The sequence below is a fragment of the Micromonospora sp. URMC 105 genome (assembly GCF_051386295.1).
Taxonomy (GTDB): Bacteria; Actinomycetota; Actinomycetes; order Mycobacteriales; family Micromonosporaceae; genus Micromonospora.
This window is the reverse complement of the sequence record NZ_JBPQTL010000019.1, coordinates 31,282-55,217: the sequence shown is the minus strand read 5'-3', so window position 1 is coordinate 55,217 and position 23,936 is coordinate 31,282. Positions and strand designations below refer to the sequence as shown.

Genomic DNA, 23,936 nt, shown 5'->3' with positions numbered 1-23,936 from the left:
ATGCACCAGCCCGTCCGCGCCGCTCGCGGCACCGCACGCACCGCCCAGGGGTGGCCGCAGGAGGCCGCCCTGCGGATGCTGATGAACAACCTGGACCCGGAGGTGGCCGAGCGACCGGACGACCTGGTCGTCTACGGCGGCACCGGCAAGGCCGCCCGGGACTGGCCGTCGTACCACGCGCTGGTGCGCACGCTGACCGAGCTGCGCGACGACGAGACGATGCTGGTGCAGTCCGGCCGCCCGGTCGGGGTCATGCGCACGCACGAGTGGGCGCCCCGGGTGCTGCTGGCCAACTCGAACCTGGTCGGCGACTGGGCCACCTGGCCGGAGTTCCGCCGGCTGGAGCAGCTCGGCCTGACCATGTACGGGCAGATGACCGCCGGTTCGTGGATCTACATCGGCACGCAGGGCATCCTCCAGGGCACCTACGAGACGTTCGCGGCGGTGGCGGCGAAGCGGTTCGACGGGACCCTGGCGGGCACGCTGACGCTGACCGCCGGCTGCGGCGGGATGGGCGGGGCGCAGCCGCTGGCGGTCACCATGAACGGCGGCGCCTGCCTGATCGTCGACGTGGACCGCACCCGGTTGGAGCGCCGGATGCACGACCGCTACCTGGACGAGGTCGCCGACTCCCTGGACGACGCGGTCGAGCGGGTGCTGGCGGCGAAGCGGGAACGCCGGGCGCTGAGCGTCGGCGTGGTCGGCAACGCGGCCGTCGTCTTCCCCGAGCTGCTGCGCCGGGGCGTCGCCATCGACATCGTGACCGACCAGACCAGCGCGCACGACCCGCTGTCGTACCTGCCGGTGGGGGTGGAGCTGGCCGACGCCGCCGACTACGCGGCGGCGAAGCCGGCCGAGTTCACCGACCGGGCCCGGGCGTCGATGGCGCAGCACGTCGAGGCGATGGTGGGCTTCCTCGACGCGGGCGCGGAGGTCTTCGACTACGGCAACTCGATCCGGGGCGAGGCCCAGCTCGCCGGCTACGAGCGGGCGTTCGACTTCCCCGGTTTCGTGCCGGCGTACATCCGGCCGCTGTTCTGCGAGGGCAAGGGCCCGTTCCGCTGGGCGGCGCTCTCCGGCGACCCGAAGGACATCGCTGCCACCGACCGGGCCATCCTGGAGCTGTTCCCGGAGAACGAGACCCTCGCCCGGTGGATGCGGATGGCCGGCGAGCGGGTCGCCTTCCAGGGCCTGCCGGCGCGGATCTGCTGGCTCGGCTACGGCGAGCGGGACAAGGCCGGTGTCCGGTTCAACGAGATGGTCGCCTCCGGCGAGCTGTCCGCGCCGCTGGTCATCGGCCGGGACCACCTGGACTGCGGCAGCGTCGCCAGCCCGTACCGGGAGACCGAGGCGATGGCCGACGGCTCCGACGCGATCGCCGACTGGCCGCTGCTCAACGCGCTGGTCAACACCGCCAGCGGGGCGTCCTGGGTCTCCATCCACCACGGCGGCGGGGTGGGCATCGGCCGGTCGCTGCACGCCGGGCAGGTGTGCGTCGCCGACGGCACGGCGCTGGCCGGGCAGAAGATCGAGCGGGTGCTCACCAACGACCCGGGGATGGGCGTGATCCGGCACGTGGACGCCGGGTACGAGGCCGCCCGCGAGGTCGCGGAGCGCACCGGGGTGCGGGTGCCGATGGCCGAGGGACCGGCGTGACGGATCTCGCCGGCCGGTTCCGGAAGCTGTGGGACGAGATCGCGCCGATCGGGCGGGACGCCGGCAGCGGCGGTTACCTGCGCTACGCCCTCACGGAGCCGGAGCTGCACCTGCGGGCCTGGTTCCGGGCGCAGGCCGACGAGCGCGGCATGCCGGTCACCGAGGACGGCAACGGCAACCTCTTCGCCTGGTGGGGTGAGCCGGAGGCGGGTGGCGCGGTGCTGACCGGCAGCCACTTCGACTCGGTGCCGCACGGCGGCGCGTACGACGGGCCGCTCGGCATCGTCAGCGCGTTCCTCGCCGTGGACGAGCTGCGCGCGGCGGGGGTCACCCCCGACCGGCCGGTCGCGGTGGCGGCGTTCGTCGAGGAGGAGGGGGCCCGTTTCGGCGTACCGTGCCTGGGGTCGCGGCTGCTCACCGGCGAGATCGCCGTGGAGCGCGCGGCCGGGCTGCGCGACGCGGCCGGGGTGAGCTTCGCCGAGGCGCTGGGCGACCGGCCGGCGGGCGCCGACCCGGCGCTGCTCGGCCGCTTCGCGGCCTTCGTGGAGCTGCACGTCGAGCAGGGCCGCGCGCTGGTCGAGCAGGACGCGCCGGTCGCGGTCGCCAGCGCCATCTGGCCGCACGGCCGCTGGCGCTTCGACTTCCACGGCGAGGGCAACCACGCGGGTACGACCCGGATGGCCGACCGCCGCGACCCGATGCTGACGTACGCGTTCACGGTGCTGGCGGCGAACAAGGAGGCCCGGCTGCGCGACGCGCACGCCACCGTGGGCCGGGTGTCGGTGGAGCCGAACGCCACCAACGCGATCCCGTCGAAGGTGACCGGCTGGCTGGACGCCCGGGCGGCCGAACCGGAGACGCTGCGCGGGCTGGTCGGTGCGGTGCAGGCCAAGGCGGCCGAGCGGGCGAAGCGGGACGGCACGGAGCTGACCTGCACCGAGGAGTCGGCCACCCCGCTGGTCGCGTTCGACGGCGGGCTGGCCGACCGGCTGGCCGCGCTGCTCGACGCGCCGGTGCTGCCCACCGGCGCGGGGCACGACGCGGGGGTGCTGGCCGCGCACCTGCCCACCGCGATGCTCTTCGTCCGCAACCCGACCGGGGTGTCGCACTCCCCCGCCGAGTCGGCCGACGACGCCGACTGCGCGGCCGGGGTGACCGCCCTCGCCCGGGTCCTCGAGGAGCTGGCATGCCGGTGAGCCCGGCCCGGCCGGACGGGCCGGCGACGGCGGGCCGGGGCCGGGCGGCACCGGCCCCGTCGGGGGCTGTGGAGCTGATGTCGCAGACGACTCGGCGCGGCCATGATCGGGTGATGTCGCAGACGATTCACCTCCACCGGGAGTCGACACCATGACCGCCACCCGCTGGCTCGCCGAGTACGCCTGGCTGCCCCACTACGCCGAGCCCGTCCCGGACGTGCTGATCGAGACGGCCGACGGGCGGATCACCGCCGTCGCCCCGCTGACCGGCGGCCGGCCCACCGCCGGGGTCGAGGTGCTCGGTGACGCCGTCCGGCTGCCCGGGCTGACCCTGCCCGGCCTGGCCAACGCCCACTCGCACGCCTTCCACCGGGCGCTGCGCGGGCGCACCCACGCCGGGCGGGGCGACTTCTGGACCTGGCGGGACGGCATGTACGCGGTCGCGCAGCGGCTCGACCCGGACTCGTACCTGGCCCTGGCCCGGGCCGCGTACGCGGAGATGGCGCTGGCCGGGATCACCTGCGTCGGCGAGTTCCACTACCTGCACCACGGCCCCGGCGGCACCCCGTACGACGACCCGAATGCGATGTCGGCGGCGCTGGTCGAGGCCGCCGCGCAGGCCGGCATCCGGATCACCCTGCTGGACACCTGCTACCTGACCGCCACCGTCGACGGCGCACCGCTCGCCGGGCCGCAGCGCCGCTTCGGCGACGGCGACGCGCTGCGCTGGGCGGACCGGGTGAGCGCCTTCACGCCCGGCGCCGGGCACGCCCGGGTCGGCGCGGCCATCCACTCGGTCCGCGCGGTGCCGGCGGAACAGCTCGCCACCGTGGCCGGCTGGGCCGACCGGCGCGGCGCACCGCTGCACGTGCACCTGTCGGAGCAGCCCGCCGAGAACGACGCCTGCCGGGCGGCACACGGGCGTACCCCGACCCGGCTGCTGGCCGATCACGGGGTGCTCGGACCGGACGTCACCGCCGTGCACGCCACCCACCCGACCGGCGCGGACGTGGCGCTGCTCGGGGAGAGTCGCACCGGGGTCTGCCTCTGCCCGACCACCGAGCGGGACCTGGCGGACGGGATCGGCCCGGCCCGGCGGATGGCCGAGGCGGGCAGCCCGCTCAGCCTGGGCAGCGACAGTCACGCGGTGATCGACCTCTTCGAGGAGGCGCGCGCGGTCGAGCTGGACGAGCGGCTGCGCACCCGGCGGCGCGGGCACTTCACCGCCGCCGACCTGCTGGCCGCCGCGACCACCGGCGGGCACGCCGCGCTGGGCTGGGCCGACGCCGGCCGGCTCGCCGTCGGCGCCCGCGCCGACCTGGTCACGGTACGGCTCGACACCGCCCGCACGGCCGGGGTGCCGCCGGTGGGCGCGTTCTTCGCGGCGACCGCCGCCGACGTGCACGCGGTGGTGGTCGACGGGCGGCAGGTGGTCCGCGACGGCGTACACCTGAGCGTGGACGTGCCGACGGCGCTGCGCGACGCGATCACGGCGGTCTCCGATGGGTAGCCGCACTGGCCGGCCGGCGCCCGGTGCCCGCCGGGCCACCGGGTCACCGCAGGGAGGGACGCCATGAGCAGCCTGCTCGTCGACGACATCGGCGAACTGGTCACCAACGTCGCCGGCGCGGGCGAGGGCGGCCCGCTCGGCATCCGCCGCCGGGTGGCGCTGCTGGTCGAGGAGGGCCGGGTGGCCTGGATCGGCCCGTCCCGGGACGCCCCGGCCGCCGACCGGCGCATCGACGCCGGCGGCGCCGCGGTGCTGCCCGGCTTCGTGGACAGCCACGCCCACCTGGTCTTCGCCGGGGACCGGGCCGCCGAGTTCGCGGCCCGGATGGCCGGCGAGCCGTACACCGGTGGCGGCATCCGCACCACGGTCGGCGCGACCCGGGCCGCCTCCGACGACGAGCTGCGCGCCACGGTGCGCCGGCTGCGCGGCGAGGCGATGGCGCAGGGCACCACCACCATGGAGATCAAGAGCGGGTACGGCCTCACCGTCGCCGACGAGGCCCGCTCGTTGCGGATCGCCGCCGAGGTCAGCGCGGAGACGACCTTCCTCGGCGCGCACGTCGTCCCCGCCGAGTACGCCGACCGCCCCGACGACTACGTGGGGCTGGTCTGCGGGCCGATGCTCGCCGCCGCCGCCCCGTACGCGCGCTGGGTGGACGTCTTCTGCGAGCGGGGCGCCTTCGACGCCGACCACGCCCGGGCGATCCTCACCTGCGGTCAGGCGGCCGGGCTGGGCGTGCGGGTGCACGCCAACCAGCTCGGCCCCGGGCCGGGGGTGCGGCTCGGGGTGGAGCTCGGCGCGGCCAGCGTCGACCACTGCACCCACCTGACCGACGCCGACGTCGACGCACTGGCAGGCTCGCCGACCGTCGCCACCCTGCTGCCGGGGGCGGAGTTCTCCACCCGCTCGCCGTACCCGGACGCCCGCCGGCTGCTCGACGCGGGCGTGACCGTCGCGCTCGCCACCGACTGCAACCCCGGCTCGTCGTACACCTCCTCGATGCCGTTCTGCATCGCGCTCGCCGTACGCGAGATGCGGATGACCCCCGCGGAGGCCGTCTGGGCCGCGACCGCCGGGGGCGCGCGGGCGCTGCGCCGCGACGACGTCGGGGTGCTCACCCCGGGGGCCCGGGCCGACCTCGTGGTCCTGGACGCCCCATCTCATTTGCACCTGGCCTACCGGCCGGGTGTGCCACTGATCCGCCAGGTTCTGCACAACGGAGCGCCGCAATGACCGTGACCATCCTGCCCACCGGGATCACCCCCGCCGACGTGCTCGCCGTGGCCCGCGGCACCGCCAAGGTCGTCCTCGACCCGGCCACCGTGGACGCGATGACCGCCAGCCGGTCCATCGTGGACGGCATTGAGGCCGCTGGCCGGCCCGTCTACGGCGTCTCCACCGGGTTCGGCGCGCTGGCGAACACCTTCGTCGCACCCGAACGGCGGGCCGAGCTGCAGCACGCGCTGATCCGCTCACACGCCGCCGGGGTCGGCGCGCCGATGCCCCGCGAGGTGGTCCGGGCGATGATGCTGCTGCGGGTCCGCTCGCTGGCGCTGGGCCACTCCGGGGTCCGCCCGCTGGTCGCCGAGGCCCTGGTGGACCTGCTCAACCACGACATCACCCCGTGGGTGCCGGAGCACGGCTCGCTCGGCGCCTCCGGCGACCTGGCGCCGCTGGCACACTGCGCGCTGGTGCTGCTCGGTGAGGGCTGGGTGCTGGGCCCGGCGGGCGAGCGGCTGGACGCCGCCGACGCGCTGCGCCGGGCCGGGCTGGCGCCGATCTCGCTGGCCGCCAAGGAGGGGCTGGCGCTGATCAACGGCACCGACGGCATGCTCGGCATGCTGCTGCTGGCGATCCACGACGCCCGCCACCTGTTCGCCATGGCGGACGTGACCGCCGCGCTGGCGATCGAGGCGATGCTCGGCTCGGAGCGGCCGTTCCTGCCCGAGCTGCACGCCATCCGGCCGCACCCCGGCCAGGCCGCGTCGGCGGCGAACATCCACCGGCTGCTCCAGGACTCCCGGGTGATGGACTCGCACCGCGACGACCTGGCGCACGCGGTGCAGGACGCGTACTCGATGCGCTGCGCCCCGCAGGTGGCCGGCGCCGCGCGCGACACGCTGGACTTCGCCGCGACGGTGGCCGCGCGGGAACTGCTCTCGGTGGTGGACAACCCGGTGGTGCTGCCCGACGGGCGGGTCGAGTCCACCGGCAACTTCCACGGCGCGCCGCTCGGTTTCGCCGCCGACTACCTGGCCATCGCCGCCGCCGAGGTGGGCGCGATCGCCGAGCGCCGGGTCGACCGGCTGCTCGACGTGGCCCGCAACCGGGAGCTGCCGGCGTTCCTCTCCCCCGACGCCGGGGTCAACTCCGGCCTGATGATCGCCCAGTACACGGCCGCCGGGATCGTCGCGGAGAACCGCCGGCTGGCCGCCCCCGCCTCGGTGGACTCGCTGCCCACCAGCGGGATGCAGGAGGACCACGTCTCGATGGGCTGGGCGGCGGCCAAGAAGCTGCGCACCGTGCTGGACAACCTGACCAGCCTGCTCGCCGTGGAGCTGCTGGCGGGCGTCCGCGGGCTTCAGCTGCGCGCGCCGCTGGAGCCGTCCCCGGCCGGGCGGGCGGCCGTCGCGGCGCTCGGCCCGATCGCCGGCGAACCCGGCCCGGACGTCTTCCTCGCCCCGGTCATGGAGGCCGCCCGCGCGGTCCTCGCCGGCCCCGACCTCCGCGCCGCCATCGAACGCGAAGTCGGCCCGCTCGCCTGACCCTCGCCTCCCCCGCAGTTACCCGGAAAGAGTGGCTATTCCCCATGGAATAGCCACTCTTTCGGTGAAAGTGCGCCCGACTCGGGAGGTCAGGGGGTGGGCGGGAGGACCTTGGCGGTGAGCTTCGCCAGTTCGCGCAGGGCCTTGCCGCGGTGGCTGATCGCGTCCTTCTCCTCCGGCGTCAGCTCGGCGTTGGTGCGGTCCTGGCCGTCGCCGAGGAAGATCGGGTCGTACCCGAAACCGCCGTCGCCACGCGGGGCCCGCAGCAGCCGGCCGGCCTGGCGGCCGTCGACCAGGTGCTCCATGCCGCCGGGCAGCACCAGCGCCACGGTACAGACGAACGAGGCGGCGCGGTGCTCGTCGGGCAGGTCGGCGATCTGGTCCAGCACCAGCTGAAGGTTGGCCCGGTCGTCGCCGTGCCGACCGGCCCAGCGGGCGCTGAACACGCCCGGCATGCCGTTGAGGGCGTCGACCGCCAGCCCGGAGTCGTCGGCGATGGTGGGCAGGCCGGTGCGCCGGCAGCCCTCCCGGGCCTTGATCAGCGCGTTCTCACCGAAGGTCAGGCCGGTCTCCGGCAGCTCCGGATATTCCTCGACGTCGTCCAGCCCGATCAGGGCGATCCGATGCGCGCCGAGCGCGCCGTCGAGGATCCGCTGAAGCTCGATCAGCTTCTTGCGGTTACGGGTGGCGAGCAGGACCTTGTTCATGATGCCAGTGCCTTCCGCTGTGCGTCGGCCAGTTCCACGCAGCCCAACAGCCCCAGGTCGAGCAGCGAGTCGAGCTGCGTGCGGGAGAAGATGCCGGCCTCGCCGGTCCCCTGCACCTCGACGAAGTCGCCCTCGCCGGTGCAGACCACGTTCATGTCGACCTCGGCGGCGACGTCCTCGGCGTAGTCGAGGTCGAGCCGGGGCTCGCCCGCGATGATGCCGACGCTGACCGCCGACACCGAGCGGTGCATCACCTTCTCCGGCTTGCCGGCCAGCGCCTTGCGCCCGGCCAGCCAGGTCACCGCGTCGTGCAGCGCCACGTACGCGCCGGTGATCGCCGCCGTCCGGGTGCCGCCGTCGGCCTGGAGCACGTCGCAGTCGAGCACGATCGAGTTCTCGCCCAGCGCCTTGAGGTCGATCGCGGCGCGCAGGCTCCGGCCGATCAGCCGGGAGATCTCGTGGGTCCGGCCGCCGACCCGCCCCTTGACGCTCTCCCGGTCGGAGCGGGTGTTGGTGGCCCGCGGCAGCATCGCGTACTCGGCGGTGACCCAGCCGAGCCCGGAGCCCTTGCGCCAGCGGGGCACCCCCTCGGTGACGCTGGCGGTGCAGAGCACCCGGGTACCGCCGAACTCGACGAGCACGGAGCCCTCCGGATGGGTGCTCCAGCCTCGGGTCAGGGTCACCGGTCGGAGTTGGTCGGGCAGCCGCCCGTCAGGTCGCGCCATGCCTGCACCCTATGCGGTCGGTTGATCCAACCGCCCCGGTGGTCCGCTCAGATGTCGTACGCCGCGCCGGCCCGGACCACTTCCAGCGGACCGGCGAACGCGCCGGCGGCCGACTCGACCGTGTGCGACTCGCTGCCCCAGGCGACCACCAGGTGGGTCAGCAGCAGCCGTCCCACGCCCGCCTTGGTCGCCGCCTCGCCGGCCTCCCGGCCGGTCAGGTGCAGGTCCGGCGGGTTCTCCATGCCGTCGAGGTAGCTCGCCTCGCAGAGGAAGACGTCGGCGCCCTGGGCCAGCCGCAGCAGCGCGTCGCAGGGCGCGGTGTCCGACGAGTAGCAGAGCACCCGCCCACCGTGCTCCAGGCGCACCCCGTACGTCTCGACCGGGTGGTTCATCCGGTCGACGGTGACGGTGAACGGGCCGATCGGGAAGGTGCCGGGTTGCAGGCCGTAGAACTGGTACACGTCCTCGACCGTGTTGTCCTCCTGGTCGTAGATCGCGGCCAGCCGGTCCGGCGCGCCGGACGGGGCGTACATCGGCAGGGGCGGGTACGGCCCGTCGGGGGCGTACCGGCGGACCACCACGTACGAGGCGGCGTCGAGGATGTGGTCGCAGTGCAGGTGGGTCAGGAGGATGGCGTCCGGGGCGTGCAGCCCCGCGTACCGCTGGAGGGTGGAGAGCGACCCGGAGCCGAAGTCGATGAGGAGCCGGAAGCCGTCCGCCTCGACGAGGTAGGCGGAGCAGGGGGACTCGGGGCCGGGAAAGCTCCCGGCGCAGCCCAGGACGGTCAGTCTCATCCGGTCGCCTTGTCGTTACTCAACGTAGTCGACACGCCGGTGTCAGCCCCGCCGATGATCTCTACCGACGCGTACGCCACGCTGCGCAGCCTACGCGCAGCGACGGCGGGGCAAGAATCATCTAATGGAAGTTGTCATCAACGTGACACCCACGGGCCGGCCGGTGCGGACCGGCCGGCCCGGGGTCGGGCGTCACGCCCAGAGCTGACCCTCCAGGGCGTCCTCGGCGTCGGCGAGCGTGCCGCCGTAGGCGCCGGTGGAGAGGTACTTCCAGCCGCCGTCACAGACCACGAAGGCGACGTCGGCGCGGCGGCCGTCCCGCACCGCCTCGTGGGCCACCGCCAGGGCGGCGTGCAGGATCGCGCCGGTGGAGAACCCGGCGAAGATGCCCTCCACCTCGACCAGCTGCCGGGTACGCAGCACCGCGTCGCGGGTACCCACGGAGAAACGCCGGGACAGCACGGTGGCGTCGTAGAGCTCCGGGACGTACCCCTCGTCGATGTTGCGCAGGCCGTAGACCAGCTCGCCGTAGCGCGGCTCCGCCGCGACGACCTGGATGCCGTCGACCTTCTCCCGCAGGTAGCGGCCGGTGCCCATCAGCGTCCCGGTGGTGCCCAGGCCCGCCACGAAGTGGGTGATCGTGGGCAGGTCGTGCAGCAGCTCCGGCCCGGTCGTCTCGTAGTGCGCCCGGGCGTTGGCCTCGTTGCCGTACTGGAAGAGCATCACCCAGTCGGGGTGCTCCGCCGAGATCTGCTTGGCGGTGGCCACGGCCTGGTTCGAGCCGCCAGCGGCCGGCGAGAAGATGATCTCCGCGCCGTACATCCGGAGCAGCTGGACCCGCTCGGTGGAGACGTTCTCCGGCATCACGCAGACCAGCCGGTAGCCGCGGAGCTTGGCCACCATGGCCAGCGAGATGCCGGTGTTGCCGCTGGTCGGTTCGAGGATGGTGTCCCCCGGCCGCAACCGGCCGGCCTCCTCGGCCGCGCGGACCATGAACAGGGCCGCCCGGTCCTTGATGCTGCCGGTCGGGTTCCGGTCCTCCAGCTTCGCCCAGAGCCGCACCGGCGGTGCCCCGTCGGGCACCGTCGGCGAGAGCCGGGGCAACCCCACCAGGGGGGTGCCACCGCAGGCGTCGAGCAGGCTGTCGTACCGCGCCATGACGCCCGCCGGTCAGCGAGCGGCGTGCGACGCGATGGCGGCCGCGGCGGCACGGTGCTGGCTGATCGCGGCTGCCGCCGCGAAGCCGAACGCGCCGCCGGCCACCGCCGGCAGGATGGTCACGCTGTCGCCGTCGTTGAGCTTGGCGTCCAGCGCGCCGAGGAAGCGGACGTCCTCGTCGTTGACGTAGACGTTGACGAAGCGGTGCAGCGCGCCGGCGTCGGTGACCAGCCGGGCCTTCAGGCCGGCGTGCCGGGAGTCCAGGTCGGTGAGCAGGTCGCCCAGGGTGTCCCCGGCGCCCTCGACGACCTTCGCGCCGCCGGTGTAGCTGCGCAGGATGGTGGGGATGCGAACCTCGATGGCCATGGTGTCGTGCTCCTTGATCGGGTGTGCCTCGGTGACGGACGGGAAGTGGACGGCGCTGAAGGTCAGCGGCCGGAACACTCGTAGTCGACCGTCGCCGGGCTCTGCCCGAACATGTAGGACTGGACCGCGTGCGGGTCCACCGCGGCGTCCACGATCCGCACCGGCTCCTCGGTCACCACGCCGTCGACGATCCGGAAGGAGCGAATCTCCTCCGTCTCCGGCTCGCGGGTGGAGACCAGCAGGTAGTGGGCCCCGGGCTCACCGGCGAAGGAGATGTCCGTGCGGGACGGGTACGCCTCCGTCGCGGTGTGCGAGTGGTAGATGACGACCGGCTCCTCGTCGCGGTCGTCCATCTCCCGCCAGACCCGCAACTGCTCCATCGAGTCGAACTCGTAGAACGTCATCGAACGCGCGGCGTTGTCCATCGGGATGTGCCGGCTGGGGGTGTCGCTGCCGACGGGACCGGCGACCACGCCGCACGCCTCGTCCGGGTGGTCCCGGCGCGCGTGGGCGACGATCGCCTCGACGATCGACCGGTCGATGCTCAGCACGTCGCCCAGCCTAGCGCCCACCACCCGCCGACTGCGAGGCGGTGACCGTCACACTCCATCGATCAGGGCGTTGAGCAGGGACTCCTGGAGATAACCCAGGTAGGCGTAGACCGACAGTTGGAACACCCGCGAGGAGGTCGGGTCCTCGGCCACCGCGTCGTCGAGCTCCTCGCCCAGGTCGGTGCCGTCCTTGATCTCCAGCCGGACCCCCATGGCCAGCCGGGCGTCGTTGAGCGCCCGCAGCCACGCCTCGGCCGCCTCGGCGTCCAGCCGCACCTCGCCGCCGGCGGAGTCCGGCAGCGCGGCCAGGATCGCCCCCGCCTGGTCGATCTTGGCGGTCTTGAGGTCACCCTCGGTGTACCGGCGGAACTCCGCCGTGTTGGCCGGGTCGTCCGGGTACGCGTCCGGAAAGAGCCGCCCCACCACCGGGTCGGAGTGGTCGAAGCCGTCGGTGAGCAGCCCGACCACCTCGGAGGCGACCTTGCGCAGTACCCGCACCTCGTCGACGGCGAAGGTGGCGACGTACCGGCCGCCCTGACGACGGAACATGCTCACGAGCGGTCCACCGTCGCCCACAGCCCGTACGCGTGCAGCTGCGACGCGTCGTGCTCCATCCGCTCCCGGGCGCCGCTGGACACCACGGCCCGACCCTTGTGGTGCACGTCCAGCATCAGTTTCTCGGCCTTCTCCCGGCTGTATCCGAAGAGCTTCTGGAAGACCCAGGTCACGTATGTCATGAGGTTGACCGGGTCGTCCCAGACGATCGTCACCCAAGGCCGGTCCGAGACCGGCACCTCGTCGGTGTCCGGCGTCTCGACCGGTGCAACCTGTGGAGCCGCCATGCCCCCCATCGTGCCACCGGATTCGGCGAACCGATGAACCGGAACGCCGGGGCGGCCCGGATCACCCTCCCGGGCAGCGGGGCCGGGGTGGGGCGACGAGGCGACGACGCCGCGCTCAGGCGAGCAGGATGCCGTGGTCGAGGGCATCGGAGAGCACCGCGCCGAGGGAGAGACGGACCACCTCGAAGCGCCGGGACACCTCGCGGGACAGCTCCAGCTCGACCTCGCGCAGGGCGCGCTGGGCCCAGGACCGGGCGGCCATCGGGTCGTTGTTGCCCGGGGTGCGCCAGTGCTGCCAGCACCCGCCGGAGAGCGCAACCGCGATCGGCGGCAGCACCTCGGCGCGGTGCGCCCCCGGGTGGCCGGCCAGGGCGTCGATGGCACCGGTGCCGACCAGTTCGCCCACGCCGGCGGTGCTGGTGACCAGCAGCACCCGTTCGAGGTCCCGGCCCTGAGGCTGGTCGGCCAGGCCCCACCGGACGGCCGCGACGATCCGCTGCCGGACCCCCTCGGCCGGCGGCGCGCCGAGGACCCGCGCGGCGGCCTCGTCGATGATCGCGCGGACCGCCTGGTCGCACTGGGTGGTGGCGAGCAGGGAGAGCGCCTCCAGCTCCCGGTCGAGCAGTTGCGGCAGGCCCGCGCAACCCACCCCGAAGACGATCTCCTGTACCGCCCGCAGGTGGACGTTGGCCAGCTCCAGCGCCAGGTGCTGGCGGATGCTGCGGGCGCAGGTACGGCTCTGCCGCTCCAGCCGCTCCGACCAGTCCCCCGCATCGGGCACCACGGCGACCCGGCCGTGGGCGCCGGGCAGCTCCGGCGGTTGCCGGCTGCCCCGGCGCAGCACCTCGTCGGCGGCCCAGCCGACCAGGGCCCGGCGCAGGCCGGGATGCTCGGCGCGGTGCACCGGGAACCAGCGGGCGCCGGCCAGGGCGGGCACGGCGGCGAGCAGGGCCGCCCGGTGGGCCTCGACGCTGACCTCCGCCGGGTCCAGCGGGGCCGGCCCCTCGGGCGACGCGTCGCCGGGCGAGGGGACGGGCGCCTCCGTGTCGTCCGTCCCGGTCGCCGTCTCGGCCGGTGCCCACCCGCCTGCACCGGGGGTGACCACGAAGAAGACCTCGACCCGGGCCCGGGCCACCTCGGCCAGCAGGTGCAGCTCGGCGGCGGTGAAGGCCTGGTCAGCGCCGATGACGTAGAGCAGCGCGCCACCGCGGCCCACGGCGTCGAGGAGCAGCCGGCCGCCGGCGACCCCGAGGGTGTCCGCGTCCGGCGTGTCGAGCACCGCGAAGTGGCGCAACAGCGGCTCGGGCAGGCTCAGCTCGACCCGGCGCGGCGGCCGGGCCAGCGCCGGACCGGCGGCCGCCTGGTCGGCGCCGTAGGAGTGGGGCTGCCGGTAGCCCGGCACGTACGCCGCGCGGGTGGCGACCTGGGCGTGCCGGACCAGCAGGCAGCTGCCCGCCGGCACGTCGAGCATGCCGGAGGCGACGTTCAGCAGGGCGGCGAGCACCTCGCGGCGGGCCGCGGCGGCCGGGCCGGCGGCGACCACGGCCAGCGGCTCGTCGGGGCCGGGCTCGGTGATCCCCAGGCGGGTGGGGAGCGGACCGCAGCGGGGCAGGTCGGCCGCGCCGCCGGCACCGCCGGGCACGTCGACCCCGGGGAGTGGACCGGGCTTCATCGGCGGCCTCCCGTGGCGGGCGGGCTGCGGTGAGCAGCCCGCGTGGACATCCGGTGCGGTGGCACCCGGATTCCGGAAGGGTACGGTCCTGTACCGCCCTGCGCGGAACACCGTGGATACTCACCGGTAACCACGACATTACTCAACTTCGCAGCGTGACGGTGTGCGCGCGGACGGATTTCCGTCGATATGCTGCATGGATGAGTCGGTGGAGCTTCGTCGGCCGAACGGATGAACTTGACCGGCTGCACTCGGCCGTGGACGGAGCCGAGGGGCGCGGTCTCATCCTCAGCGGGCACGCCGGCATCGGCAAGAGCCGGCTGCTGCGCGAGGGCGTGGGCGCGCTGCCGGCCGACCGCTACGCCATCTGGTACGTCGCCGCCAGCACCGCCACCGCCGCCCTGCCGTTCGGCGGGCTGGCCCAGGTGCTCCCGGCTGAGCAGCCGCAGGGCCTCTCCCCCGCCGGCGTGCTGCGCTGGGGCGTCGAGGTGCTGCAGGAGCAGGCCGCCGGGCGGCGGATCGTGCTCGCCATCGACGACGCCCACCTGCTCGACCCGCCGTCGGCCGCGCTGGTCCACCTGCTCGCCCGGCAGGAGAACACCACCATCCTGGGCACCCTGCGCAACGGCGAGCAGGTGCCGCTGCCGATCCGGGCGCTCTGGACCGACGACCTGGTCGAGCACGTCGAGCTGGCCCCGCTCGGCCCGGCGGAGACGGCCAACCTGCTCGCGGCCATCCTGGACGGTCCCGTCGACGCCGGCTCGGCCGACCGGCTGTTCCGCCTCTCCGCCGGCAACCCGCTGCTCCTGCGCGAGCTGGTGCTGGCCGCCGCGAACGGCGGCGAGCTGGACCGCCGCTACGGCGTCTGGCGCTGGACCGGCCGGCTGGAGCTGGCCCCCAGCCTCACCGACCTGATCGACACCCGGATCGGGCGGCTGGAGCCGGGCGTACGGGCCGTGGTGGAGCTGGTCGCCTTCGGCGAACCGCTCGGCCTGCACCTGCTCTACCAGGCCGCCGACCAGACCGACGTGGAGCTGGCCGAGGAGCGCGGCCTGATCACCATGGTCCGCGACGACCGGCGGCTCGACGTCCGGCTCGCCCACCCGCTGTACGGCGAGATGATGCGCCGCCGCTGCCCGGTCAGCCGGACCCGGCGGTTGCAGGCACACCTGGCCCAGCTGCTGGAGCTGGTCGGCGCACGGCGCCGCGGCGACCTGCTCCGGGTCGCGGTCTGGCGGCTGGACTCGGGCACCGCCCAGGACGCCAGGCTGCTGCTCGGCGCGGCCGCCCAGGCGTTCGCCCGGTACGACGTACCGCTGGCGACCCGGCTGGCCCGCGCGGCGCTCGACGCCGGTGGTGGCTTCGACGCCGCCGAACTGCTGGCCACCATCCTGATGTTCGCCGACCGGCCGGACGAGGCGATCGGGGTGCTCGACGCGGTGGCCGGTGAGATCGACTGCGACCGGCGGCGCAGCCGCTGGCTGACCGTGCGCGGCATGGTCAGCTACTGGGGGCTCAGCCGGGAGTCCACCGTGGAGGAGATCGCCGAGGCGGGCGCGGCGCTGACCGACCCGGGCGACCAGGCCCGGGTCCGCGCGTTCGAGGCGATCATGCGGCTGCACGGCATGGACGGCACGGCGGCGCTGCGCCTCGCCCGGTCGGTGCTGGACCGCCCGGCCGCCAGCGTGGCGGCCCGGGAGCTGGCCCGCTGCACCATCGCCCACCTCGACGCCGCGCGGGGGCAGTTCCAGCGCAGCGCAACCGCGATCGGCCGGGTGGCGGCGCAGGCGCCGCACTGGCGCAGCGACATGCCCTACCTGCAGCTCGCGATGGAACTGGCCCGGGGCACCCGGCTGGCCCTCGCCGGTGACCTGGCCGGCATCGACGCGATCGTCGCCGACGAGTTCGCCGACCTCGCCGGGGCCGGCGATTTCCGGCTCGGCACCGGTTACCTGGCGATCCTCCAGGCGTACGCGGCCCGGATGCGCGGTCGCAGCGGCGAGGCGCTCAAGGTCAGCCTCGGCGCCTGCGCGGTGCTGGCCACCAGCCGGGTCTACGCCGGGCTGGCGCAGGCCGAGCGGGCCCAGGCGGCGGCGCTGCGCGGCGAGGCCGGGCACGCCGCGGAGGCGATGGCCGAGGCCGACCGGACGCACGCCCCGGGCATGGTTGTGCTCTACCCGTGGCTGGAGCAGGCCCGCGGCGCGGTGCTGGCGGCCGGTGGCGACCTGCCGGGCGCCACCAAGCACCTGTGCGACCTGGCCGACCGGCTGCGCGCCGACGGCTTCGCCGGGCACGAGGTGCTGGTCCTGCACGACCTGGTCCGGCTCGGGCAGGCGGCGTCGCCGGTCGGCCCGACCTGCACCGACGGCAGCCGGCGTACCGTCGCCCAGCGGCTGGGTGAGCTCTGCGAGCGGGTCGAGGGCGTGCTGCCGCCGCTGCTGGCCCGCTACGCCCGGGCGGGCGTCGCCGGTGACGGGGCCGAGCTGCTGCAGGTGGCCGACGGCTTCGCCGCGCTCGACCTGCCGGTCTGGGCCGCCGAGGCCACCGCGACCGCGCTGCGCGAGCTGCGCCGGGAACGCGCCGCGTCGGCCGGCACCGCGCACCAGCGACTCGCCGCCCTGCTGGGTGGCTGCGACCAGCTCCGCACGCCGGCGCTGGAGGCGTTGCGGCCGGTGCTCTCCGACCGGGAACGGCAGATCGCCCAGCTGGCCGCTGCGGGGGTGACCAGCCGAGCCATCGCCGAGCAGCTGTACCTGTCCACCCGCACCGTGGAGAACCACCTCCAGCGGGTCTACAGCAAGCTCGGCATCACCGGGCGGGTGGAGCTGCCGGCGGCGCTGCGGTCGATCACGGGCCACGACGGCGCTGAACCGGCGTAAACTCTAGGCTGGGGCGGTGAGCACCCTTCGCCCCGCGCTGCTGACCGACCACTACGAGCTGACCATGGTCAGCGCCGCCCTGCGGGACGGCACCGCCGAGCGGCACTGCGCCTTCGAGGTGTTCAGCCGGCGGCTGCCCGCCGGGCGCCGCTACGGGGTGGTCGCCGGGACGGGCCGGCTGGTCGAGCTGATCCGCGACTTCCGCTTCGACGCCGACGAGGTGGACTTCCTGCGGCGCAACGGGGTGGTGGACGAGCGGGCCGCCGAGTGGCTGGCCGGCTACCGCTTCACCGGCGACGTCGACGGGTACGCCGAGGGCGAGCTCTTCTTCCCCGGCTCGCCGATCCTCACCGTCTCCGGCGGCTTCGCCGAGTGCGTGGTGCTGGAGACGCTGGTGCTGTCGGTGCTCAACCACGACAGCGCGGTGGCCGCGGCCGCCGCCCGGATGGTCACCGCGGCCCGGGGCCGCACCCTGATCGAGATGGGTTCCCGGCGGGCCCACGAGGAGGCGGCGGTGGCCGCCGCGCGGGCGGCGTACCTGGCCGGGTTCCGGTTCACCTCCAACCTCGCCGCGGGACAGCGGTACGGCATCCCCACCGCCGGCACCGCCGCGCACGCGTTCACCCTGCTGCACGACGACGAGAAGGCGGCGTTCGCCTCGCAGGTCGCCACGCTGGGCAAGGAGACCACGCTGCTGGTCGACACGTACGACATCAGCCAGGGCATCCGCAACGCGATCGAGGTGGCCGGGCCGGAGCTGCGGGCGATCCGGATCGACTCCGGCGACCTGGCGGTGATCGCCCAGCAGTCCCGGGAGCTGCTCGACTCGCTCGGCGCCACCGAGACGAAGATCATCGTGTCGGGTGACCTCGACGAGTACGCCATCGCCGCCCTGGCCGCCGAGCCGGTGGACATGTACGGCGCCGGCACGGCCGTGGTCACCGGCTCCGGCGCGCCCACCGCCGGGCTGGTCTACAAGCTGGTCGAGGTGGAGGGGCGCGCGGTGGTCAAGCGCTCCGAGCACAAGGCCACCATCGGTGGCCGGAAGGTCGCGGTACGCCGGCACAAGCCCACCGGCACCGCGACCGAGGAGATCATCGTCCCGCAGGGCGTGCCGGACCGGCAGCCCAACGACCGCCTGCTCCAGCGCTCCTTCATCGTCGAGGGGGAGCCGGTCGCGCTGCCCTCGCTCGACGAGTCGCGGGAGCACCTGCGGCAGTGCCTGATCTCCATCCCGTGGGAAGGGCTCAAGCTCTCCGGCGGTGACCCGGCCGTACCGGTCACCGTCGTTCCGGCAAGCTGAGGAAGGGTGCTCCGATGGCCAATGCCTTGATCATCGTGGACGTGCAGAACGACTTCTGCGAGGGCGGGTCCCTCGCCGTCGCCGGAGGCGCGGGGGTGGCCGCCGGGGTCTCCCGGCTGCTGGCCGACGAGCCGGACCGCTGGGACCACGTGGTCGCCACGAAGGACTACCACGTCGATCCGGGCGCGCACTTCGGCGATCCGCCGGACTACGTCGACTCGTGGCCCCGGCACTGCGTCGTCGGTACCGCCGGCTCGGAGTTCCACCCGCACCTGAAGACCGACCGGGTCGAGATGATCTTCCACAAGGGCGAGCACGCGGCGGCGTACTCCGGCTTCGAGGGGCACGCCGACGACGGCGAGTGCCTGGCCGACTGGCTGCGGCGGCACGACGTGGACCGGATCGACCTGGTCGGGATCGCCACCGACCACTGCGTCCGGGCCACCGCGCTGGACGCGGCCCGGGAGGGCTTCGCCACCACCGTGCTGCTCGACCTCACCGCCGCCGTCGCAGCGGACACCCTCGACGTGGCGCTGCGGGCGATGGACAGCGCCGGGGTGACCCTGCGGGGTGAGCCTGTGATCAGGGACGCTTGAGCCGGTAATCGCTTGCCGATGTCGCACCTCCGGTCGAGGATGGCCGCCGGAGGTACGGACCAACATGAACATGACGCCTTACCGGCAGGTGCTCGCCCTGCCCGGGCTCCGATCGCTGCTGCTGGTGTCCGTGCTGGCCCGCATCCCGCTCACCGCGACCGGGGTGACGCTCACCTTCTTCGTGGTGCTCGACCTCGGCCGCGGCTACGGCGCCGCGGGCCTGGTCGGCGCCGCGATGACCGTCGGGGCCGCGCTCGGCTCACCGCTGCTCGGCCGCCTGGTCGACCGGCGCGGCCTGCGCCCGGTGGTCGCCCTGACCACCGTCGCCGAGGCGGTGTTCTGGGCGAGCGCGCCGACACTCTCGCTGGCCGTGCTGCTGCCGGCCGCGTTCCTCGCCGGGCTGCTCGCCCTGCCGATCTTCTCGGTGATCCGGCAGTCCATCGCCACGCTGGCCCCGGAGGACCGGCGCCGCCCCGCGTACGCGCTGGACTCGATGTCGGTCGAGTTGTCGTTCATGGTCGGGCCCGCGCTCGCGGTGGCGCTGGCCACCACCGTCTCCGCCCGCGTCACGCTCTGGGCGGTCGGCATCGGCGTGGTCGCCTCGGGCATCGCGTTCTGGCTGCTCAACCCGCCCACCCGCAGCGCGGACGAGCCGGCCGGCCCGCAGCCCCGCACGCCCCGACGGGAGTGGCTCACCCCCCGGATGCTGGCCGTGCTCGCGGTCAGCGGCGCGGCCACCCTGGTGCTCGGCGGCACCGACGTCGCGGTCGTCGCCGTGCTGCGGGCCAGCGGCGAGGTCGGCTGGACCGGCGCCGTGCTCACCATGTGGGCGGTCGCCTCACTGATCGGCGGCTTCGCGTACGGGGCGGTCCGGCGCACCTTCTCGCCGCTGGCGCTGGCCGCCGCGCTGAGCCTCTGCACCATCCCGGTCGGGCTGGGCGGCGACCACTGGTGGCTGCTCTGCCTGGCCCTCATCCCGGCGGGCGCGCTCTGCGCCCCGACCATCGCGGCGACCTCCGACGCGGTCAGCCGGCTCGCCCCGGCCGGTGTACGCGGCGAGGCGATGGGCCTGCACGGCTCCGCCGTCACCGTCGGCATCGCGCTCGGCGCGCCGCTCGCCGGTGCCGTGATCGACGCCTCGCTGCCGCTGTGGGGCTTCGCGGTCACCGGCGCGATCGGCCTGGCGGTCACGCTGGCCGTGCTCCCTCTCGAGTTGCGCCACCGCCGCGAGACCGCCGCGCTCTCCGAGCCCGCCGAGCTGGCTCCCGCCACCACCTGACCCCCGCCGCCTGCCGCGCCGTCCGGTCCCCGCACTCTGCTGGGCGGTCACGCGACCGGCGGCCCGCGTCAGCGAGGACGTCGGCCGAGGACGTCGGCCGAAGGCGCGGGCTGACCGGCCGAGGGCGCCCGCCGAAGGCGCGGGCCGACCGGCCGAGGACGTCGGCCGAGGGCGCCGGCTGACCGACCGGGGCGCCAGCCGAAGGCGCCGGCTGACCGACCGGGGCGCTGGCAGGTGGAGGCCTGGGCGGCAGTGCTGGGCGCGTCACGGCAGAGGACGCCGGGACCAGTGCGTGGGCGTGTCGCGGCGGTCAGCCACACACCTCCGTGAGCGATATACCTGAGAGGCATAATATGCCTCTCGGGTATATCGCTCACGAAACCAACCACCGCCCGACCGCCGTCACCTTCCGTCACCCAACCACCCGAATCCCCGTCGACGGCGAGGCAGGACGGGGCGATTCGCGGCCGGAGCGAGCCAGTGGGGCCGACGACACGAGGCGGGGTCCGCAGCGAGACGGACCGTAGGCGACCACGTCCACCGGGTCGGGCAGGCGCAACCAGGCCCGTCCGGCGCCCAGCGCCCGACGCGGATCGGCACCGACGCCGCCAACCCCGGACCGCTGGATCTGCCACCCACGCCGGGACCGGCACCGACGCCCGCCAACCCCGAACCGCCGGAACTGCCATCCACGCGGGGACCGGCACGGACGCCTGCCGAGGCCAGAATGCACGTCGACACCGCCACCGGATCCCCCGGGCGTCGGCCGACCGCCGCGGGTGAGACCCGCAACGGCGACGGGCGCCGTACCCCTGAATGGGGTGCGGCGCCCGTCGGCGGCTGTCGGGTGCGGGGTCAGCGCTGGTCGGCGTTGCCCGCGGTGTCCTCGCGGTAGCTGGCGCCACCGTCGGACTCGCTGGTGAGCGGCTTGGAGCCACCCTCCGGCGGACCGGCCAGGGTCTGGCCGGCGGCCAGCTCCGGGAACTTGTGGTCGAAGGCCGGCCGCTCGGAGCGGATCCGCGGCATCCGGTCGAAGTTGCGCAGGGGCGGCGGGGAACTGGTCGCCCACTCGAGCGAGTTGCCGTGACCCCACGGGTCCTCGACCTCGACCACCGGGCCGGCCTTGTACGACTTCCAGCAGTTCCAGATGAACGGCAGGGTCGAGATACCGGTGATGAACGCGCCGATCGTGGAGATCGTGTTCAGCGTGGTGAAGCCGTCGGTGGGCAGGTAGTCGGCGTACCGACGCGGCATGCCCTCGTTGCCCAGCCAGTGCTGCACCAGGAACGTGGTGTGGAAGCCGATCATCGTCAGCCAGAAGTGGATCTTCCCGAGCCGCTCGTCGAGCATCCGGCCGAACATCTTCGGGAACCAGAAGTAGATGCCGGCGAAGACGGCGAACACGATCGTGCCGAAGAGCACGTAGTGGAAGTGCGCCACCACGAAGTACGAGTCGTGCAGGTGGAAGTCGATCGGCGGGCTGGCGAGCAGCACACCGGTGAGACCACCGAAGAGGAAGGTCACCAGGAAGCCGATGGAGAAGAGCATCGGCGTCTCGAAGGTGATCTGGCCCCGCCACATGGTGCCGAGCCAGTTGAAGAACTTCATACCGGTGGGCACGGCGATCAGGTAGCTCAGGAAGCTGAAGAACGGCAGCAGGACCTGGCCGGTGCCGAACATGTGGTGCGCCCAGACGCTCATCGACAGCGCGGCGATGGCGATGGTCGCGGCGACCAGACCCTTGTAGCCGAAGATCGGCTTCCGGGAGAAGACCGGGATGATCTCGCTGATGATGCCGAAGAACGGCAGCGCGATGATGTACACCTCGGGGTGACCGAAGAACCAGAACAGGTGCTGCCAGAGCATCGGCCCGCCGGTCGCCGGGTCGTACACGTGGGCGCCGAGCAGCCGGTCGGCGGCGAGCGCGAAGAGCGCGGCGGCCAGCAGCGGGAAGACCAGGATCGCCAGCAGGCTGGTGACCAGCATGTTCCAGGTGAAGATCGGCATCCGGAACATGGTCATGCCCGGGGCCCGCAGGGTCAGGATCGTGGTGATCAGGTTGACCGCGCCGAGGATGGTGCCCAGACCGGAGATGGCCAGGCCGACCACCCACATGTTGGCGCCGACGCCCGGCGAGTGCTCGACCGTGCTCAGCGGGGTGTAGGCGGTCCAGCCGAAGTCGGCGGCGCCACCCGGGCTGATGAAGCCGGCCGTCGCCATGGTGCCACCGAAGAGGTAGAGCCAGTAGGCGAAGGCGTTGAGCCGGGGGAAGGAGACGTCAGGGGCGCCGATCTGCAGCGGCACGACGTAGTTCGCGAAGGCGAACACGATCGGCGTCGCGAAGAACAGCAGCATGATCGTGCCGTGCATCGTGAACAGCTGGTTGTACTGCTCGGGCGACAGGAACTGCAGGCCCGGCCGCGCCAGCTCGGCACGCATGATCAGGGCCATCAGGCCACCGACCATGAAGAACACGAACGCGGTGACCATGTACATGATCCCGATCTGCTTCGCGTCCGTGGTGCGCAGCAGCCGCGCGATGGCCGACCCCTTGACCGGCTCTCGGACCGGCCATGGCCGGGTCACGACCGGCTTGGGTGCGACGGTGGTCACGAATGGCCTCCGGTTCTCGGTTGTCCCGCTCGGCACGCGCTTCTATCTGCGAGCCGTCATCCGCAAGGAGGATAGTCCCCGGCAGGTGGGTGCGCCGCTCGGGGTGGTGGGGCAGGATGGATGGCCGCTCTACAGCGGGTCGACGAGGAGCCGGTAGTGCTCCCGGAAGATCCGCCCGCCGCGCCCGCGCAGCAGCGGGTCTCGCAGCGCCGGCGGCACGTCCCGGGTCCGGTTGCGGTCGCGGGTCCGGTCCCGCACCCATCGGGTACGCGGGCGGCGGCGACTCTCGTACGCCACCAGCGCCGCCTCGACGCTGCCGGCCGCGGTCAGCGACTCGGCGAGCACCACCGCGTCCTCCAGCGCCATCGCCGCGCCCTGGCTCAGGGTCGGCGCGGTGGCATGGGCGGCGTCGCCGACTAGCAGCACCCGCCCGTGGTGCCAGCGGCCCAGCTCGACCTCGTCGGTGAGCCCCACCTGGACGTCGTGCAGCGCGTCCAGCACGGCGGGCACCGGTCCGCCGTACTCCCCGAAGAGCTCGCGCAGCCGCGCGGCCGGATCTTTCGGGGTGACCGTGCCGGCCTCGTCGGCGTAGCAGTACAGCCGGCCCGCGCCGATCGGCACCACCAGGAAGCCGGCGCGCTGCCCGAGCAGCGCGGTCCAGTCGGTGATCTCCGGGCCGTCGCGCACGACGCCGCGGTAGACCACCTGGCCGGCGGGGCGGGGCGGCCCGCCGAGCGCGGCCAGCGAGCGCACCGCGGAGGCGGGCCCGTCGGCGCCGATCACCAGGTCGTACTCGCCGCCGGTGCCGTCGGTGAAGGTGACCGCGACACCGGCGGGCAGCAGCTCCACGGCACTGACCTCGGCGCCGTGCCGGACCGCGCCACCGGCGCCGCTGAGCAGCACCTGGTAGAGGTCGCGCCGGGGCAGCGCCCGGCACTCGCCGACCCCCGACCAGAGCGCGTCGAGATCCACCTCACAGAGCGGTTCGCCGGCCGCGTCCAGAAAGCGCTGCCGGTGGATCACCTGACCGAGCCGGCGGACCGGCCCGTCCAGGTCGAGCCGGCGCAGCGCCCGGTCGGCGTTGCCCGGGAGGTAGAGGCCGGTGTCGACCAGCTCGTTCGGGGGGAGCTTCTCCGTGACGTCCGGCCGGAAACCCGCCATCCGCAGCGCCCGGGCGACGGCCAGACCGGCGATGCCCGCGCCGACGACGAGGATGCGCAGGGGGGAGCCACCCATGGTGGTGTACGCCTCCGGAGGGGGGATCGGCACGCGTTGGAGGCAAGACACTACTCCGCGCGATTGACGCACGGTAGGCCTGATCGGC

Annotated in this window: 20 protein-coding genes; 9 read left to right on the top strand and 11 right to left on the bottom strand. The window is 74.1% G+C overall.

The genetic code is table 11. From position 1 onward, the window contains the following. The 5 genes from hutU (at nt 1) to hutH (ending at nt 7,127) form a co-directional block, all read left to right on the top strand. Entirely contained in the window at nt 1-1,656 is a 1,656-nt protein-coding gene (gene hutU / locus ACSNN7_RS09385; RefSeq protein WP_436680282.1) for a urocanate hydratase, read from the top strand. After that, complete coding sequence (locus tag ACSNN7_RS09380) at nt 1,653-2,852, top strand: allantoate amidohydrolase (RefSeq protein WP_436680281.1); 1,200 nt, start codon at nt 1,653-1,655, stop codon at nt 2,850-2,852. Before hutU ends, ACSNN7_RS09380 begins: the two co-directional genes overlap by 4 nt. 151 nt (nt 2,853-3,003) lie before the next feature. Beyond that, a complete protein-coding gene (locus ACSNN7_RS09375) occupies nt 3,004-4,362 on the top strand; it encodes a formimidoylglutamate deiminase (protein ID WP_436680280.1) in 1,359 nt (452 codons plus the stop codon). Between the two features lie 63 nt (nt 4,363-4,425). Beyond that, the gene (hutI, locus tag ACSNN7_RS09370; RefSeq protein WP_436680279.1) at nt 4,426-5,595 is read left to right on the top strand and encodes an imidazolonepropionase; all 1,170 of its coding nucleotides are present in this window, start codon (nt 4,426-4,428) and stop codon (nt 5,593-5,595) included. Next, nucleotides 5,592-7,127, top strand: coding sequence for a histidine ammonia-lyase (gene hutH / locus ACSNN7_RS09365; RefSeq protein WP_436680278.1), 1,536 nt, complete (start codon nt 5,592-5,594; stop codon nt 7,125-7,127). Before hutI ends, hutH begins: the two co-directional genes overlap by 4 nt. A gap of 89 nt (nt 7,128-7,216) precedes the next feature. Here the strand turns inward: hutH and rdgB are convergent, their stop codons facing one another. The 9 genes from rdgB to ACSNN7_RS09320 all read right to left on the bottom strand — a co-directional run bounded on the left by rdgB (nt 7,217) and on the right by ACSNN7_RS09320 (nt 13,942). Next, nucleotides 7,217-7,834, bottom strand: a complete 618-nt coding sequence (gene rdgB / locus ACSNN7_RS09360) for an RdgB/HAM1 family non-canonical purine NTP pyrophosphatase (protein ID WP_436680277.1) — start codon at nt 7,832-7,834, stop codon at nt 7,217-7,219. After that, entirely contained in the window at nt 7,831-8,559 is a 729-nt protein-coding gene (gene rph, locus ACSNN7_RS09355; protein ID WP_436680276.1) for a ribonuclease PH, read from the bottom strand. Before rph ends, rdgB begins: the two co-directional genes overlap by 4 nt. A gap of 47 nt (nt 8,560-8,606) precedes the next feature. Then, nucleotides 8,607-9,353, bottom strand: coding sequence for an MBL fold metallo-hydrolase (locus tag ACSNN7_RS09350; RefSeq protein WP_436680275.1), 747 nt, complete (start codon nt 9,351-9,353; stop codon nt 8,607-8,609). Between the two features lie 192 nt (nt 9,354-9,545). After that, nucleotides 9,546-10,511, bottom strand: a complete 966-nt coding sequence (locus ACSNN7_RS09345; protein ID WP_436680274.1) for a PLP-dependent cysteine synthase family protein — start codon at nt 10,509-10,511, stop codon at nt 9,546-9,548. Nucleotides 10,512-10,523: 12 nt separating this feature from the next. After that, nucleotides 10,524-10,877, bottom strand: a complete 354-nt coding sequence (locus ACSNN7_RS09340) for a MoaD family protein (protein ID WP_334451266.1) — start codon at nt 10,875-10,877, stop codon at nt 10,524-10,526. Between the two features lie 62 nt (nt 10,878-10,939). Further along, entirely contained in the window at nt 10,940-11,428 is a 489-nt protein-coding gene (locus ACSNN7_RS09335) for a Mov34/MPN/PAD-1 family protein (RefSeq protein ID WP_436680273.1), read from the bottom strand. A gap of 48 nt (nt 11,429-11,476) precedes the next feature. Next, entirely contained in the window at nt 11,477-11,977 is a 501-nt protein-coding gene (locus tag ACSNN7_RS09330; protein ID WP_436680304.1) for a DUF2017 domain-containing protein, read from the bottom strand. Between the two features lie 2 nt (nt 11,978-11,979). After that, nucleotides 11,980-12,270, bottom strand: coding sequence for an ATP-dependent Clp protease adapter ClpS (gene clpS / locus ACSNN7_RS09325; protein WP_088963684.1), 291 nt, complete (start codon nt 12,268-12,270; stop codon nt 11,980-11,982). Nucleotides 12,271-12,385: 115 nt separating this feature from the next. After that, nucleotides 12,386-13,942 (bottom strand): hypothetical protein, encoded by a 1,557-nt coding sequence (locus tag ACSNN7_RS09320; RefSeq protein ID WP_436680272.1) that lies wholly within the window; start codon nt 13,940-13,942, stop codon nt 12,386-12,388. Nucleotides 13,943-14,142: 200 nt separating this feature from the next. Between ACSNN7_RS09320 and ACSNN7_RS09315 the strand changes: the two genes are divergently transcribed. From ACSNN7_RS09315 to ACSNN7_RS09300, 4 genes are all read left to right on the top strand, one after another. Then, nucleotides 14,143-16,821: a LuxR C-terminal-related transcriptional regulator gene (locus tag ACSNN7_RS09315; RefSeq protein ID WP_436680271.1), complete on the top strand. Its 2,679-nt coding sequence runs from the start codon at nt 14,143-14,145 to the stop codon at nt 16,819-16,821. 16 nt (nt 16,822-16,837) lie between these two features. Beyond that, nucleotides 16,838-18,124, top strand: a complete 1,287-nt coding sequence (locus ACSNN7_RS09310) for a nicotinate phosphoribosyltransferase (protein WP_436680270.1) — start codon at nt 16,838-16,840, stop codon at nt 18,122-18,124. Between the two features lie 14 nt (nt 18,125-18,138). Next, nucleotides 18,139-18,720 carry an isochorismatase family protein gene (locus ACSNN7_RS09305; RefSeq protein ID WP_436680269.1) on the top strand — a complete coding sequence of 194 codons (582 nt, stop codon included), beginning with the start codon at nt 18,139-18,141 and terminating at the stop codon, nt 18,718-18,720. A 64-nt stretch (nt 18,721-18,784) separates the two neighbouring features. Then, nucleotides 18,785-19,999 carry an MFS transporter gene (locus ACSNN7_RS09300; RefSeq protein ID WP_436680268.1) on the top strand — a complete coding sequence of 405 codons (1,215 nt, stop codon included), beginning with the start codon at nt 18,785-18,787 and terminating at the stop codon, nt 19,997-19,999. Between the two features lie 855 nt (nt 20,000-20,854). Here the strand turns inward: ACSNN7_RS09300 and ctaD are convergent. Further along, a complete protein-coding gene (ctaD, locus tag ACSNN7_RS09295; RefSeq protein ID WP_436680267.1) occupies nt 20,855-22,612 on the bottom strand; it encodes an aa3-type cytochrome oxidase subunit I in 1,758 nt (585 codons plus the stop codon). 129 nt (nt 22,613-22,741) lie between these two features. Beyond that, a complete protein-coding gene (locus ACSNN7_RS09290) occupies nt 22,742-23,848 on the bottom strand; it encodes an FAD-dependent monooxygenase (RefSeq protein ID WP_436680303.1) in 1,107 nt (368 codons plus the stop codon). Between the last annotated feature and the right edge of the window lie 88 nt (nt 23,849-23,936).